We start from the raw sequence: 15,755 nt of genomic DNA, 5'->3' as shown, positions 1-15,755 counted from the left end.
AGGGCTATCGTCAACAAGGAGGAGCACACGAATGGCGACGAGCCCTCCTGCTTCAGCGAGCGCCGTGGGGATCAGCGTGCCCCGGACCGACGGCCCTCCCAAGGTCACGGGGGCGTCTCGCTACGTCGACGACCTCCCGGCGATGCCGGGCGAGATCTTCGGGCGCACCGTGCGGAGCCCCGTGCCGCGCGGGATCCTCCGGGGGGTGCGGCTCGACCCCGCGTTCGACTGGAGCGACGTCACGGTGGTGCTCGCCGAGGACGTCCCGGTCAACGTGGTCGCGCTGATCCTGGACGATCAGCCGATCCTCGGCACCGGCAAGGTGAACCACGCCTACGAGCCGATCGCCCTGCTCGGCTGCGCGGACCGGCTCAAGCTCGCGCGGGCGGTCCAGGCCGTCACGCTCGACATCGATCCGCTGCCGCCGGTGCTCGACGCGCGCGCCGCGCTCGAGGGCGACGAGATCATCTGGGGCGCCGACAACGTCCTCAAGCGGTACCTCATCACGAAGGGCCGCGCCGACGTCGAGCGGGAGCAGAGCGAGGCCGCCATCGACGCGGCGCTCGCGCGCTGCGACGTGGTCGTCTCCGGGACGTACGCCACGCACCACCAGGAGCAGCTCTACATCGAGCCGCAGGGGGTCGTGGCGTGGTGGGACGAGGCCGGCGCGCACGCGACCGGCTCGATCCAGTGCCCGTTCTACGTGCAGAAGGCGTTCCTGAAGGCGTTCGGGCTCCCGCCCGACCGGATCCACGTCACGCAGTCGGTGACCGGGGGCGGCTTCGGGGGCAAGGAGGAGTACCCGTCGATCATCGCGCTTCACGCGGCGCTCCTCGCGAAGAAGAGCGGCCGCCCGGTGCGGATGATCTACGACCGGACCGAGGACATCGAGGCGACGACGAAGCGCCACCCGGCGTCCTGCGAGATCACGAGCGGCTGCGATCGCGACGGGACGCTCCGCGCGCTGAAGATCCGGATCCTCATGGACGGCGGCGCGTACGCGACGCTGTCGCAGGTGGTCCTGTCGCGCGGCGCCCTCCACGCGTCGGGCGCCTACCGCTGGGACGACGTCTGGATCGAGGCGACCGCGGTGGCGACGAGCACGCCGCCGAACGGCGCCTTCCGCGGCTTCGGCGCGCCGCAGACCATCTGGGCGATCGAGCGGCACCTCGACCGCGTCGCGCGGGAGCTCGGCTGCGATCCGCTCGACCTGAAGGCGAAGAACGTGCTGCGCCCCGGCGACTCGACCTCGACCGGGCAGGTGCTCCGCGCGAGCGTCGCGGGCGAGGAGTGCATCGCGAGGGCGATCGAGGCGAGCGATTACCGGCAGAAGCGCGCGGCGGGGCCGGTCGTGCGCGGGCGCGTGGCGCGCGGGGTCGGGCTGTCCGTGTTCATGCATGGCGCGGGCTTCACCGGGTCGGGCGAGCGCTACTACAAGGGCAAGGTCGCGCTGGATCTCGCGCCGGGCGGCCGGCTCCGCATCCGCACGGCGTCCACGGACATCGGCCAGGGCACCGAGACGGTGTTCCGGCAGATCGCCGCGGACGCGGCGGGGCTGCCGATCGACAGCGTCGAGTTCGCGGTGCCGTGCACGACGACCGTGCCCGACTCGGGGCCCACCGTGGCGTCGCGCACGGTGATGGTGGTCGGCTCGATCCTCGAGGCCGCGGCGCGCGAGCTGGCGGGCCGCGTGCGCGAGGAGCAGGAGGCGGCGCGGGCGGCGTGGCAGCACGACGGGGAGGGCGGCGCGGCGGAGGCGCCGCCGGCGCTGACGTTCGAGGAGGCGGCCGACCGGCTGCTCGCCCGCGAGGGGCAGGTGACGTCGCTGAAGCAGTACGAGCCGCCGGGCTACGTGCGCTGGGACGACGAGGCGTACAAGGGAGACGCGTACCCGTGCTTCGGCTGGGCGTGCGACGTGGCCGAGGTCGAGGTCGACCTCGACACCTTCGAGGTGACGGTCGTCGACTTCTGGTCGGCCACCGACGTGGGCAAGGCGATCCACCCGATCATGTGCAAGGGGCAGATCGAGGGCGGCAGCCTCCAGGCCATCGGCTGGGCGCTCTCCGAGGAGATCGTCTGGCAGGGCGGCAAGATCAGGAACCCGCGGATGACCAACTACATCATCCCGACGTCGCTCGACGCGCCGCCGTTCCACGTCGTCCTTGTCGAGGAGCCGTTCCCGTTCGGGCCGGGCGGCGGGGCCAAGGGCATCGGCGAGATGCCGATGGACGGCGGCGCGCCCGCGATCGCCGCGGCGGTGGAGCACGCGACGGGGATCGCCGCGCGCGCGCTGCCGCTCACGCCGGAGCGCCTGTTCGAGGCGGCGCGCGCCGCCGCAGCGCCGCGGTCGGCGGCGGGGAGGGGGGATCGCGCATGAAGGTATCGCTCGTCGTCAACGGCTCGCCGCGCGAGGTCGACCTGCCGCCGCTCTCGCGGCTGCTCGACGCGCTCCGGGGGCCGCTCGGGCTCACGGGCACGAAGGAGGGGTGCGCGGAGGGCGAGTGCGGCGCGTGCACGGTGCTGATCGACGGCGATCCCGTGAACGCGTGCCTCGTCGCGATCGGCCAGTGCGAGGGGCGGCGCGTGACCACGGTCGAGGGCCTCGCCGGCGCCGGGCACCTGTCGCCGCTCCAGCGCTGCTTCATCGAGGAGGGCGGCGCGCAGTGCGGCATCTGCACGCCCGGCATGCTCCTCGCCGCCGAGGCGCTGCTCGTGCGGAACCCGGACCCCTCGGAGCTCGACGTGCGCGAGGCGCTCGCGGGCAACCTGTGCCGCTGCACCGGCTACCAGCGCATCGTCGAGAGCGTCCGCGCCGCGGCGTCGCTGCGCCGGGGCGGGGGAGGGACGGCGCCGTGAGCATCACCGATCTCCGCCTGTTCGAGATGCGGCGCGTCGCCGGGCTCGGCCCGCTGTGCGAGCTCGTGGCGGAGCAGGCGGCGCTCGGCGCGCCGGTCGCGCTCCTGGCCGGCGGCACCGACTGGATCGTCGAGCGGGAGCTCGGGCCTCCGCTGAAGATTTCCACCGCGGACCCGGCGGGCGCCGCGCCGGCCGCGCCGCCGCTCGTCGTGGACGTGTCGCGGCTCGCGGACCTGCGCGGCGTCTCGCTCTCCGGCGACACGCTCCGCGTGGGCGCCGCGACGACCTACCTCGAGATGCGCCGGAGCGACGTGATCCTCGAGCGGGCGCCGCTGCTCGCCCGGATGAGCCGCGACGTCGGCGCGGTGCAGATCCAGGCGCGCGGCACGCTCGGCGGCAACCTGGCCACGGCGTCGCCGGCGGCGGACGGCGTCGCCGCGCTCGCCGCGTACGACGCGACGATCGTGGTGCAGAGCGTCCGGGGGGAGCGGCGCATCCCGATGAGCGCGCTGCAGACGGGCTACAAGCGCACGTCGCGCGCGCCCGACGAGGTGATCGTCGCCGTGGAGATCGCGCTGCCGGCGCCCGGATCGCCCTGGTACTGGCGGAAGGTCGGCGCGCGCCGGGCCCAGGCGATCTCGAAGGTCGCGCTCGCGGGCGTGGCCGAGGTGCGGTCCGGGCGGCTCGCGCGGCTCGGGCTGGGGATGGCGTCGGTCGCGCCCACGACGGCGCTCCTGCCGAGCGTGCGCGCCCTCTGTCTGTCGCGCCCGATCGCCGAGCTCACCCCGGACGAGGTGGACGCCGCTGTGGCGCAGGACATCTCGCCCATCGACGACGTGCGCTCGACGCGGGCCTACCGGGAGCACTGCGCGCGCAGCGTCGTGCGAGAGCTCCTCCGGCAGCTCGGCGCGCCGGTCTGATCACTCCATCCAGTCGAGCTGCATGGCCACCGGTCGGCGTGCGCGCCCGCCCGGCCGCGTCGGCCGCTCGCGCGGCGGCAGCGCGGGCGGGAGATCCTCGTCGTGGCAGCGAGCGCACTGGCGGGGGGTGTTGGTCCCGGCCTGGAAGATGGTGATGCAGCCGCAGGCTGGGCAGATCATGCCGATGTCGTGGTTCATGAGCACTCCTCGACGACGAACGCTCCGGGACGGCCCGAGCGGCGGGAGGATGCGCTGGAAGGGCGACGCGAAGGCGACGGCGCTGCAACATCGCGTGGAAGCGTGGACGCGTCTCCATGGCCCGGCGCCTAATTGATTTTGACTTTCATATCAGGCAGGTACGTGATAGTCGCCGCCTCAAATGCCGCAGCCCGCCGAGCGCGCGGCGCGGTGATCGTCTGTCGTTGTAATATTCAGTACATTTCAATGCTGCTCCGTACCTCCCTGCGTCGGCTCGGCCTGGCGGCGCCTGCGCTGCTGCTCACCCTCGCCCAGGCCCATGCGCAGTCTCCCGGACCGAGCTCGGAGCCCGCTGCGGATCCAGCCGCTCCGGAGGCCCCTCCTGCCGCCGGATCCGGGCCGGAGGGCCGGGACGCTCCTGCCGCGCCAGAGCAAGCGGCCCCCGGCGGTGAGGCGCCGGTCGCGGGCCAGGACGCCACCGCGCCGGAGAGGACGGCCCCGGGTGGCGGGGCGCCGGTCGCGGGCCAGGACGCCGCCGCGCCGGAGCAGGCGGCTCCCGGCGGTGAGGCGCCGGCGGGCCAGGACGCCGCCGCGGCGGAGCAGGCGGCGCCCCGCGCCGACGCGCCGGTGGAGGTCACGGTCGCGGGCACGCGCGTGACGAGGACCGCGGGCTCTGCCCATGTGATCAAGGGGCGCCAGCTCGAGCGCTTCGAGCACGACGACCCGCACGCCGTGCTGGGCAGCGTCCCGGGCGTGTACGTGCGAGGCGAGGACGGGCTGGGGCTGCGGCCGAACATCGGCGTGCGCGGCGTCAACCCCGATCGCAGCAAGAAGGTGACGTTGATGGAGGACGGCGTCCCCATCTCGCCCGCGCCGTACTCCGCGCCGGCGGCCTACTACTTCCCCCTGATCACGCGCATGTCGAGCGTGCGGGTGATCAAGGGGCCGGGCGCCATCGCCTACGGCCCGCAGACCGTGGGCGGCACGGTGGATCTCATCACCCGGTCCGCCCCGTCGCTCGCCTCGGGCGCGCTCGACCTCGCCTTCGGCGAGTACGGCTACGGCAAGGCGCACGGCTACGTCGGGACGAGCGACGGCCAGATGGACGTCCTCCTCGAGGGCGTGCACCTCCGGAGCGACGGCTTCAAGGAGCTCCCGAGCGGCGCCGACACCGGGTTCTACCGCAACGAGGTGATGCTCAAGGGCAGCTACGTCGTCGACCCGACCGCCCGGATCAAGAACGAGCTCCGCCTCAAGCTCACGTACTCGGAGGAGCTCTCCAACGAGACGTACCTCGGCATCACCGACGCGGACTTCGAGCAGAACCCGCTCCGCCGCTACGGCGTGAGCGCGCTCGACCGCATGCGCAACCACCGCACCGCGGTCGCCCTGACCCACGTGATCGAGCCGTCCCGCGACCTGTCCGTGACGACGACGGTGTACCGGAGCGACTTCTCGCGCGTGTGGCGCAAGGTGAACGGCTTCCGCGGGGCCAACCTGTTCGACGTGCTCGCCGCCCCCGACTCGCCGCAGAACGCGGTGTACCACGCCGTGCTGACCGGGCAGCTCGACAGCTCGACGCCGGGGGAGACGCTGCTCATCGGACCCAACGAGCGCGACTTCGCCGCCCACGGCGTGGAGACCCGCGTCCGCTGGAACACCGCCACGGGGCCCGTCTCGCACCGCGTCGAGTACGGCCTGCGCCTGCACTACGACCGGGTCGAGCGCCGCCACAGCGAGAACGGGTTCCTCGTGCTCGGGGGCGCGCTCGTGCCGGACGGCGGACCGACCGTCGTGACCCAGCTCAACGAGGCATGGACCGAGGCGCTCGCGCTCCACGCGAGCGACGCGGTGACGTGGCGAGCGCTCACGGTGACCCCCGGCGTCCGGGTCGAGCTGATGCGCTCCGCGTTCGTGGATCGCGCGGCCGGCACCGAGCAGACGCGGGTCGCGCAGGCGCTCCTGCCCGGCGTGGGCGCCTACTACGCGATCACCGAGGCGCTCGGGATCCTGGCCGGCGTCTACCGCGGCTTCAGCCCCCCGGCGCCGGGGAGCGACGCGCACGTCAAGCCCGAGCTCAGCGTGAACTACGAGGGCGGCGCCCGCTTCGCCGACGGGCCGCTGCGCGCCGAGGTCATCGGCTACTACAACGATTACGCGAACATCACGGACGTGTGCACGCTGTCGAGCGGCTGCCTCGACGCGGACCTCGACCGCCAGTACGACGCGGGCGAGGCCCGGATCTACGGCGTCGAGGCCTACGCCGAGCACGAGATCCCGGTCGGTCAGCTCAAGCTGCCGATCAACGCGGCATACACGCTCACCCGGACCGAGTTCCTCACGAGCTTCACCTCGGACGACCCCATCTTCGGCCGGGTGGCGAAGGGGGACGAGATGCCCTACGTCCCGCGGCACCAGGTGAGCCTCTCGGTCGGGGTCGAGCACGAGCGCGCCGGCCTCAACGTGGGCGCCAGCTACGTGTCGGCCATGCGCGAGAGGGCGGGCGGCGAGCCCATGTCGAAGGCGCTCGCGACGGACGAGCAGCTCCTGATCGACGCGAGCGCCAGGGTGCGCGTCGTCGGGCCGCTCGTGCTCTACGCGAACGCGCGCAACGTCCTCGGCTCGCAGTTCATCGTGTCGCGCCGCCCGTTCGGCGCCCGGCCGAACGCGCCGCGCTGGATCCAGGTCGGGGTGAAGGCGTCGTTCTGACGCGGCGCCCGGCGCGGCGCTGCGCCGATCAGAGCGGCCGGATGTGCGGCGGAGGCTCCTTCGGGCCCGGGAGGATGTAGGACGCGGGGCCGATGCCGTCGCGCACCGAGGCGAGGTCGACGCCGGGATCGATGAGGCGCGCGATGCGGCGGCCGTTGAGCGAGACGAGGGCGTCGGCGCGCACCTCGACCGGCCCGCGGCCGCGGCGCTCGAAGTCGTCCCGGATGTGGCGAGAGAGCTGCAAGATGAGGTCGGGCTGGCCCGCCATCTCGCGCTCCTGGAGGCGCGTCAGGTACTCGCGCGGGCTCACGTGCCACGTCCGGCCGGTCTGCCGGTTGCGGACGACGAAGGTGATGCTGCCGTTCTTCTCGCGGACCATCACGCGCCAGGAGAAGCGCATCCCCTGCTCGTGCCAGCGCACGTCGCCGCCGTAGGCGAGGAAGCGGAGCGGCAACGCGAGCTGGACCGCGCAGTACGCCGCGCCGATCGCGAGGCCGACCGCGCCGAGCCGACGCGAGGGCGGCGCGCCCGGCGCGAGGGCCGGCGCGGGCGAGGGCGGCGCGCCGGCGCCGCGGCGGCCGAGGAGCGCGCGCGCCCGGGCGAGGAGATCCCGGGGCCACGACGGGGGGAAGAACACGAGCGCGGACAGGACCATGATCACCGGGAACATGCCGATCGGAAACAGCGCGCGCGTGACGGCGTGGAACAGGATCACCGCGGCGTAGGCGAACGGGCGGAGCCGCGGGACGAGGAGCAGCCAGACGATGCTTGTGTCGAACAGGAACCCCGCCCAGCTCATGAGCGGCGCGGCCCACGGGTGCGTGAAGAGCGGGCCGAGGACGGGCATGTCCGTGCGCGATCCGAGCCAGATCCGGAGCGGCTGCGCGTGGAGGAGCCAGTCGGCGTGGGCCTTGGCGAGCCCCGCGAACGTGTAGACGACGCCGACCTGGAAGCGGAGCAGGTAGAGCCACGCGGCCGGGACAGCGCGCTCGTGGCGCCGCGCGAGCAGCGCGTCGATGGACCACGCGCGGTGCGCGGGCGACGCCGCGAGCAGGAGGCCGAGCAGGCTCGCGAGGTAGTAGTGGTTGAGGTACGTCGTGACGTCGATGACCTGGAGGTAGGTGAAGCCGACGACGAACAGGGGCGCCGCGACGCGGAACGCGAAGCCCAGGGCGATCGCCAGGGCGAGCCCCGCGAGCGCCCAGAACAGCGCGTGCATCCCGGCCGGCGGGAGCGGCTCGACCCAGGCGAGGCCCCAGTACTTGAAGTGAAAGCTCGTCTTGACGAAGAGCTCGTCGATCCAGCCGTACGCGATGAAGCGCGCCATGCTCACGCACATCGTGAGCCCGAACAGGGCGCGGAACGCGGCGAGCCAGGCGATGTCGACCGGGCGAGACAGCGCCGCGGCGGCGCGCGACCACGCGGCCGCGAGCCCGCGGGGGCGCGCGCCGCCGGGGAGCTCAGTCGTTGTCACCTTCCGACGACCGGGGCAGCTCGAGGTTCAGCGTGGTGACGAGCTCCGTCTTGAGCAGGTCCGTCAGGGCCTTCACGGCGTTGTAGACGGCCTCGACCCTCGCCCTGTCGGTCGCGAGGGCCTGCTCGATCGGCACGTCGAGCGCGTCGACGGCCGCCTCGGCCCCCGACAGCGCGGCCAGCATGCGATCGGCGAGATCGGCCGAGCCGACCTCGCGCAGCCAGTCGTCGAACCCGACGCCCTGGCCGCCCTCGCCGCAGCCCTGGAACAGCCGCCGGAAGCCGCTCAGGTTGGCCCGGAGGTGCGCCGTCGAGGCCTGGGCGAAGCGGGACTCCAGCGCTTCCGGGCAGGTGGGCGTGGTGCAGTCCTCGGTGAAGCCGAGCGGCCGGCCGAGCTTCCAGTCCTTGAGCTCCTTCTCGATGTAGAACATCGCGTCGCTCACCGCGTTGAGCGCGTCCTGCTCGGTCGCGTAGACGGGGCTCCCGCGGCCGGCCTGGGTGAGCTTCTCCCGGAAGCTCCCCGCCTCGGGCGCCCAGGCGCGCGCGAGCGCGCCCGCGCGGGCGAGCACGTCCGCGGCCGCCGCGGCGGCGTAGTCGGCCTTGCGCCGCGCGAGATCGCCGGCGCCGAGCGCCGCCCAGGTGCCGCTCGCGTTGATGGGCGAGAACTGCGAGCACGCGTTGTCGGCGCCGCCGTAGAAGACCAGGTACTCGAGCGCCGCGAGGCCGCGGGCGTTGATGAGCGACGAGGAGAAGCTCGGCTGCGCGTAGGCCCGGCTCACGATCTGCTCCTCGATCTTGCACCGGCTGACGAGCGGCCAGGCGTAGATCTGATCGCGGAGGTCCTGCCCGCCGGGCTGCGTGGAGCTCGCCGCGGGGCCGAAGCGGAAGACCTCCGCCTCTTGCCACACCCGCATGGCCGCGAGCCAGGCGCCGCGCGCGGCGGCGGCGTTCGGCTCGCCCGGGTCGCGGGCGAGGGCCGACGCGCGGTCGTTCAGCGCGCGCGCCTGCGCCTCGAACTCGCAAGCGCGGTTCAGCGCGCAATCGGCGGCCGCCGTGAGCAGCTTTGCCTTGCTGAAGGGCCCCCCGTCGACGGGGACCGGGGCGCACACGTCGCCGCCGACCGGGTCGCCGCCCCCCGCGCCGGTGGTCGCCGCGGTCGTCGACGCGACGGTCGCGTCGCCCGTGGCGCCGCTGCCGGTCGAGGTCGCGGCCGGCGCGCCGCCGCCGCCGCTGCTGCCCGACGGCTGCGGCCCGCCGGTGTCCGGCGGCAGCCCGCCGCTGCCCGGCGGCTGCGCGCCGCCGGGGCCGCGTCCCGTGTAGACCAGCTCGTCCGGGGGCGGCTTGCGGCACGCGACGGCCATGGTGAGGCCGAGGAGCGACAGCACGAGCGCCGTCGGGAGGCGGCGGGCCCCCCGCTCGTTCCAGGCGCGGTTCATTCTCGGCCTCACGGTGCTCATGGATCGGTCGCGTCAGTCCCGCGAGGCCGGGACCGGCAGCAGGACCAGCGTCGCGTCGTCGTCCTCGGGCCCGTCGCCGTCGGACCGGTACCCGACGGCCGCGAGCCAGGCGCCGTCCGGAGACACCGCGACGCCGTAGAGCGAGTCGTCGGAGCGCTCGAAGCTGTAGCGCCGGTGTCCGCTCGGATCGAAGCGCGTGTCCGGGGCGCCGTTCCGATCGTACACGGCGATCAACGCGTCGACGTTCCCTGTCGCCGGGGCGGCGCTGCCGACCATCACGACGCGATCGTCGGGCAGGGCGAGGAGGTTGCGCCCGCGGTCGTTGTCGCCCGCCACGTCGAGCACGATGCCGCCGCCCACGCCCCAGGAGGCGTCGAACCCACCCGTGGCCGTGACGCGGAAGGACACGAGATCCACGGCGCCGCTCTCCTCGGCGCGCCCGTAGCCGGTGGTCACGTACTTCCCGTCGGACTGGCGGGCCGCGCCGTAGGCCTCGGCCATGCCGACCGGGAACGGCGAGAGCCTCACGACGCCGTCGGCGGAGAAGGTCGTGTCGGGGGTCCCGTCGGCGTTCAGCCGCAGCAGCACGATCTGGTTCCTGCCCGCGACGTTCGTGTAGCCGGAGGAGAAGATCTTGCCGTCGGCCTGCACGAAGCCGTTGCGCGGGTTGTCGCCCAGGTTCAGCCCGTCGACGTCGAGCGTGTGGACGCCCTCGGTCGCGAAGGTGGTGTCGAGATCGCCGTCCGCGGTGAGCCGCACGATCGCGCGGTCACGGTCGGCGCGGTCCGCCGCCTTCTTGCTGGCGAACAGGACCAGGCCGTCGTCGGCGTCGCGGTCGACGCCCCAGAGCAGGTCGCCGGTGTTGCCCTCGCCGGCGCCGAGATCGACGACGGCGACGCCGTCGGTGCCGAAGGTCGTGTCGAGCGTGCCGTCGGCATTGAACCGGACGACCGCGATGTCCGCGTCGGACGGCGTGGCGCTCGGGTCGTGCTCGACGTTGCCTGCGAGCACGACCTTGCCGTCGGACTGCACGACGACGCCGCGCGCGGTCTCTGCGGTCCTGCCCGCGACCACGTTGACCTTCGCGATCCCGTTCGTGCCGAAGGTCGTGTCGATCGAGCCGTCGGTCTTGAAGCGCGCCACCGTCATGTGGGTGTCGCCCTCGACGGCGACGTGCCCTCCGGCGTAGGCCCTGGACTCGGCGTCGAACGCTACAGCCCACAAGCGGTCGTCCGCTGCCTCATCGAGCGCCACGACGCCGGCGAAGCCGTTCGACCAGGGCTCGTCACCGGTGCCGCCGCCACCTGCGCCGCCGTCACCGCCGGTGCCCGCGCCGCCGGTGCCGCCGCCCGCGCCGCCCGTACCGCCACCTGCGCCGCCGGTGCCCGCGCCGCCGGTGCCGCCGCCCGCGCCGCCCGTACCGGCGCCTGCGCCGCCGTCGCCGCCGCCTGCGCCGCCGTCGCCACCGCCTGCGCCGCCTTCACCGCCGGTGCCGCCCTCACCGCCGGTGCCCGCGCTGCTGCTCGTCGAGGTCGCGCCGGCTGCTCCCCCGGTGCCCCCGGCGCCACCGGCGCCCGGCGTGTCGTTCGTGTCGTCACCGCATGCGGCCACTCCGCCGAGCAGCACGCACCAGGAGAATCCGAACGTGGCGAGCGCCGTCCGCGGTGCGGACAGCCAGGTTCTCTTCGCAGACATGATCGACGGCTCCCTCATGATGTTGATAATGAAAGTCGTTTACGGAGGGGGCTGTTTTCTGCCATGGTGACCGTCCTGTCAAGACATTCCGCTACACCCGCCCACTCGAGGTCCGTTCCCGCGGGGATCCTGCTGGAACGGATCTCGGCGTGGCCTTCGCGTGGTCTGCGCTGAGCGGCGATCGCCCGTGCGTCCCGCGGCGTGAATTTCTTCTACTGGGACTGGTTCTGCGCGCCCGGGCTCGGCGCGGTGCTCCGGCGCATCGGCGCGCGCGTTCGCGAGCGCATCAAGGTGGTCATCCAGACCTGCGCCCGGTGGCCCTCGGGCATCGGCAAGTCGCTCGGCAGGGGGCTGCGCGATCTCTGAACCACCGCGCCGCAGGAGCGCCGGCGGCGGCGAGGCCGGCAGCGCGCGGGCCGCGATGCCGCCGGGTCAGAGCAAGGTGAGGAGGCGCCGGGCGCGCGCCTCGGCCGCCTGGATGAGCTGCTCGGACTCGAGCTCGGGCAGCTCGAGCCTCTTGCACAGCGCGGCGATGTACTGCTTCTCCGCGTCGTGCTGCTCGCCGTCGACGAAGGTGAGCAGCACGGCGTGCTGGAGCAGCGCGCGGCGGTCGTCGCCGCCGAGCTCGGCGAGGGGCACGTCCTCCAGGGTCTTCTTGTCGGCGGCGTAGGCGCGGATCTCCTTCGCCTGCTCCTCGCTCGCCTCGAACGCCGCGATCAGCCCCTCCACCATCTCGCGCTCTGCGTCGTGGAACTCGCCGTCCGCCCACGCCACGCTCACGAGCGACTTCACGATCGCCATGTTCATCTCTTGCATGGCGACGAGTTTCGTCGCTCCCCCGGGGCAACGTCAATCGTGAGGGGGCGGCGTCCTCGCCTCCGCGCGCGGCACGGCGTGGAGCGCTCCGCGCGCGAGCGGCTCCGCCAGCGAGGCGAAGAGCTCCGGCCGCAGCGTTCCGACGAGCACGGCGCAGAGCAGGGCGAGCGCGACGAGCGCGAGCCACAAGGATAGACCCCTCCGGCGCGGGGCCACGAGGGGCGCAGGCGGCCTGCTGCGCTCGTCGAGCGCGCCGAGCGCGGCGCTCTCGGACGGAACGGGAGGCCTCGCCGCGGTGAGCGGCGAGCGCTGCTTGAGCGCCGCCAGCGCGGAGATCGCGGAGAGAGCGGTGACCGGAGGCGGCGTGAGCGTGGGGTCGAGGCCAGCGAGCGCCTTCATGCTGCGCGCGGCGCGGCGCTGCGCGCTGTGCTCCGACTGCGCGACGAAGCGCGCGACGAGCTCGTCGACCCGGGAGGGCCCAGCGCCGTCCGCCGGCGGGCGCGCGCTCCGGGAGCGGCGCGAGGCGCTCCACACGATCGCGTCGATGGGGTCGAGGCCCGCGGGGCACGGCTCCTCGACCGGCGCGGCGTTCGTGGGCGGCGCGTCGGCGCGCGCGGACACCGGGGCCTCGGAGGTCGGCGGCGGCGCTGTCAGGGCCGCGGGGGCGGGCGCGCCCGGAGCGTCGTCGGCGCGGTGCGCTGGGATCGGCCAGGGCAGCGTGTGCCGCGCGGCCGGCGTCTCCTCGAACGGCGCGACGCTCGCTCGCGAATGGGCGGACGCGGCGGCGACGTCGCTCCGCTGGACGAGGGGCCAGCCGCCGTAAGCCGGGGTGACCTGGAGCGCTGGCGCTGCCTCGAGAAGGACATGGATGGCGGGGGCGCGCGCGGTCTCGACGGCGTCGGCCGGGACATCGGCGGCGACGGCGGGAGCGTCGGCCGCATGGGCGACGTCGACGGGGGCGTCGGCGGGAGCGTCGGCCGGGACATCGGCGACGTCGCCGGGGGCGTCGGCTGCATGGGCGACGTCGACGGGGGCGTCGGCGGGAGCGTCGGCCACATGGGCGACGTCGACGGGAGCGTCGGCCGCATGGGCGACGTCGACGGGGGCGTCGGCGGGAGCGTCGGCCGCCTGGGCGACGTCGACGGGAGCGTCGGCTGCATCGGCGACGTCGGCAGCCGCATCGGCGACGTTGGCGGGAGCGTCGGCGGCTGCGCCGAAAGCATCGGCGACGTCGACGGGAGCGTCGGCGGCTGCGCCGAAAGCATCGGCGACGTCGACGGGAGCGTCGGCTGCATCGGCGACGTCGGCAGCCGCATCGGCGACGTCGGCAGCCGCATCGGCGACGTCGGCGGGGGCGTCGGCGGCTGCGCCGAAAGCATCGGCGACGTCGACGGGAGCGTCGGCGGCTGCGCCGAAAGCATCGGCGCGGCTGGTGACCGCGGCGCTCTCGGGCACCATCATCTCGGCCCAGACGGCGGTGGCCACGGTCGGCGTCGGCTCCTGCGAGAGCGGCGCGACGCCGGCGGGCTCCGGGGAGAACTCGACGAGGATCGACTGGGTCGGCGTCGGCTCCTGGGAAGGCGGCACGACGCCGGCGGGCTCCGGGGAGAGCTCGACGAGGAACACCTCGATCCCCTCGGGGCTCGTCAGCGCCTGGCCGCACGACGTAGCGTCGCGCGCGAGCGGCGACGACGCCGGCGCGGCGCGCTCCTCGGCAGGAGCGACGGCCGCCACCGCCGGCGCGGGCGTCGCCACGCGGGCGATCGGGGCCACGGGCGCGATCGCGCGCGCAGGCTCGATGAGCTCCGGGATCGCCGGGATCTCCGCGGGCGCCCCCGTCATCTCGATCTCGACAACCGCCTGCACGACGGTGGGCGTCGGCTCCGGAATCACCTCGACCCGCGCGTCGATGTGCGTGGCGTGCTCGGACGCCGGCGCGATCTCGGAAGGCAGTCCGCTGGCCTCGGATGCGGCAGCGGCCTCGGCGACATCGCCCGCGATCGCCGGCGCCGGGGCCGTCTGCCCGGAGGTCGCGATCGCGACCAGCCCGGGACTGAGGGTCAGCTCCACGACGGCAGGCGCGACCGGCCCAGGGCTGAGGGTCAGCTCCACGACGGCGGTGGTGAGCGGGGCGAGCGGCGCGCCGGCGACCTCGGCGCGCGCCGCGCTCGCCTCCTGACCGCGCGTCGCGCCCGCGGCCTCGTCGGCCCGCGGGCCGACCACCGCGCCGCGCGTCGCGACCTCGTCATGAGCTCCGGGCGTCGGCGCGCGCGCCGCGCTCGCGGCCGGCGCCGCCTCCTCGCTCGCCTCCAGCGCCGCCGGCCTCGCCTGCGCCGCCGGGCGCGCCCGCTTCAGCCGGCCGGCCTCCTTGGCGCGCAGCGTCTCGCGGGCGAGCCGCGCCAGCGCGCGTCGGGCGGCGTTGCGGTTCACCGGGATCAGCGCGGCCTCGAGCTCCCGCGCGACAGCGTCCGGGTCCTGCTCCGACGCGGGGCGCGGGCGCGCCGTCGTCGCGAGGTTCGGCATGCTCCCGGCGGACGCGGCGAGCAGCCGCGCGAGCAGGTCGCGCAGGAGCCGCGCCGCCTCGGCGGGCGCCACCGGCTCGCCGCGCGTGCGCACGGTGACCGTGCCCTCGGTCGTGAGCAGCACCGCGCGATCGTCGAGCCGCAGCGGCAGCCGCGACGTCGCGTCGCTCACCGCCAGCGCGAGGTAGCCCGACGTCTCCGGCACCAGCGAGGCGCACCGCGCGTGCGCCGCCGCGAGGACCTCGTCCAGCGTGACGCAGGCGCTCACGAGCGCCCCCGCGCCGCCGCGGCGCCCGACCCGCCCGGGCGCGCCGGCCTGACCGGCACGCCCGCCGCCTCGAGGTACGCCTTCGCCTCGCCGATCGTGTACTCGGCGTCGTGGAAGATCGACGCGGCGAGCGCGGCGTCGGCGCCGCCCTCGACGAGGCCGGCGCGCAGGTGATCCAGCGTCCCGACGCCGCCCGACGCGATCACCGGGACCGGCACCGCCCGCGCGATCGCGGAGGTCAGCAGGAGGTCGTACCCGTCCCGCGTGCCGTCGCGGTCCATGCTCGTGACGAGCAGCTCCCCGGCGCCGGCGCGCGCGATCTCCTCCGCCCACGCGACCGCGTCGCGCCCGGTGTCGCGCCGGCCGCCGTGGGTCACCACCGTCCAGGCCACGCGCGAGGGATCCGCGATCCGGCGCGCGTCGATCGCCACCACGATCGCCTGCGTGCCCCACCGGTCCGCGGCGCGTCGCACGAGGTCGGGATCGTTGACCGCGGCCGTGTTGATCGCCACCTTGTCGGCCCCCGCGTGGAGGAGCGCCTCGATGTCCTGCTCGGACTTGACGCCGCCGCCGACCGTCAGCGGCGTGAACAGCACGTCCGCCGTGCGCGCCACGACGTCGAGGATGATGCCGCGCTTCTCGTGCGACGCGGTGATGTCGAGGAACGTGATCTCGTCCGCGCCCTCGGCGTCGTAACGGCGGGCGGCCTCCACGGGATCGCCGGCGTCCCGCAGCCCCACAAAGCGGACGCCCTTCACGACGCGGCCGTCCTTGACGTCGAGGCACGGGATGATGCGCTTCGCGAGCATACGTCCGCGTTAGCGTACCCGCCGCGCCCGGG

The 15,755-nt window shown here is 74.6% G+C and carries 12 protein-coding genes; 5 read left to right on the top strand and 7 right to left on the bottom strand.

Translation table 11 applies throughout. From position 1 onward, the window contains the following. Nucleotides 1-31 precede the first annotated feature (31 nt). Genes WME76_RS28275 through WME76_RS28265 form a run of 3 tightly spaced genes read left to right on the top strand, consistent with a single transcriptional unit; the run spans nucleotide 32 to nucleotide 3,776 of the window. Entirely contained in the window at nucleotides 32-2,377 is a 2,346-nt protein-coding gene (locus tag WME76_RS28275) for a xanthine dehydrogenase family protein molybdopterin-binding subunit (RefSeq protein WP_437955380.1), read from the top strand. Beyond that, entirely contained in the window at nucleotides 2,374-2,856 is a 483-nt protein-coding gene (locus WME76_RS28270) for a (2Fe-2S)-binding protein (protein WP_437955379.1), read from the top strand. Before WME76_RS28275 ends, WME76_RS28270 begins: the two co-directional genes overlap by 4 nt. Continuing rightward, nucleotides 2,853-3,776: an FAD binding domain-containing protein gene (locus WME76_RS28265; RefSeq protein WP_437955378.1), complete on the top strand. Its 924-nt coding sequence runs from the start codon at nucleotides 2,853-2,855 to the stop codon at nucleotides 3,774-3,776. Before WME76_RS28270 ends, WME76_RS28265 begins: the two co-directional genes overlap by 4 nt. Here the strand turns inward: WME76_RS28265 and WME76_RS28260 are convergent, their stop codons facing one another. Next, entirely contained in the window at nucleotides 3,777-3,974 is a 198-nt protein-coding gene (locus WME76_RS28260) for a hypothetical protein (RefSeq protein WP_061618166.1), read from the bottom strand. Between the two features lie 246 nt (nucleotides 3,975-4,220). Between WME76_RS28260 and WME76_RS28255 the strand changes: the two genes are divergently transcribed. Beyond that, nucleotides 4,221-6,683, top strand: coding sequence for a TonB-dependent receptor family protein (locus WME76_RS28255; protein WP_437955377.1), 2,463 nt, complete (start codon nucleotides 4,221-4,223; stop codon nucleotides 6,681-6,683). 28 nt (nucleotides 6,684-6,711) lie between these two features. Here the strand turns inward: WME76_RS28255 and WME76_RS28250 are convergent, their stop codons facing one another. The 3 genes from WME76_RS28250 to WME76_RS28240 are packed head-to-tail and all read right to left on the bottom strand — an operon-like array spanning nucleotide 6,712 to nucleotide 11,308. Then, nucleotides 6,712-8,157: an HTTM domain-containing protein gene (locus WME76_RS28250; protein ID WP_437955376.1), complete on the bottom strand. Its 1,446-nt coding sequence runs from the start codon at nucleotides 8,155-8,157 to the stop codon at nucleotides 6,712-6,714. After that, entirely contained in the window at nucleotides 8,144-9,613 is a 1,470-nt protein-coding gene (locus WME76_RS28245) for an imelysin family protein (protein WP_437955375.1), read from the bottom strand. Before WME76_RS28245 ends, WME76_RS28250 begins: the two co-directional genes overlap by 14 nt. Before the next feature lie 12 nt (nucleotides 9,614-9,625). Continuing rightward, nucleotides 9,626-11,308, bottom strand: coding sequence for a delta-60 repeat domain-containing protein (locus WME76_RS28240; protein ID WP_437955374.1), 1,683 nt, complete (start codon nucleotides 11,306-11,308; stop codon nucleotides 9,626-9,628). Between the two features lie 201 nt (nucleotides 11,309-11,509). Between WME76_RS28240 and WME76_RS28235 the strand changes: the two genes are divergently transcribed. Beyond that, on the top strand, nucleotides 11,510-11,674 hold the full coding sequence (locus WME76_RS28235; RefSeq protein WP_437955373.1) for a hypothetical protein: 165 nt from the start codon (nucleotides 11,510-11,512) through the stop codon (nucleotides 11,672-11,674). 66 nt (nucleotides 11,675-11,740) lie between these two features. Here the strand turns inward: WME76_RS28235 and WME76_RS28230 are convergent, their stop codons facing one another. From WME76_RS28230 to hisF, 3 genes are read right to left on the bottom strand one after another with little or no spacing between them, the layout of a single operon-like run. Further along, on the bottom strand, nucleotides 11,741-12,124 hold the full coding sequence (locus tag WME76_RS28230) for a TerB family tellurite resistance protein (protein ID WP_437955372.1): 384 nt from the start codon (nucleotides 12,122-12,124) through the stop codon (nucleotides 11,741-11,743). A 33-nt stretch (nucleotides 12,125-12,157) separates the two neighbouring features. After that, a complete protein-coding gene (locus WME76_RS28225; protein WP_437955371.1) occupies nucleotides 12,158-14,914 on the bottom strand; it encodes a hypothetical protein in 2,757 nt (918 codons plus the stop codon). Beyond that, nucleotides 14,911-15,723, bottom strand: a complete 813-nt coding sequence (gene hisF / locus WME76_RS28220; RefSeq protein WP_437955370.1) for an imidazole glycerol phosphate synthase subunit HisF — start codon at nucleotides 15,721-15,723, stop codon at nucleotides 14,911-14,913. Before hisF ends, WME76_RS28225 begins: the two co-directional genes overlap by 4 nt. Nucleotides 15,724-15,755 lie beyond the last annotated feature (32 nt).

This window comes from Sorangium sp. So ce119, from assembly GCF_051524405.1.
In the GTDB taxonomy this organism is placed as follows: Bacteria; Myxococcota_A; Polyangia; order Polyangiales; family Polyangiaceae; genus Sorangium; species Sorangium cellulosum_G.
Note: the sequence above shows the minus strand (reverse complement) of the source record. Positions and strands in the feature narration are given on the sequence as shown.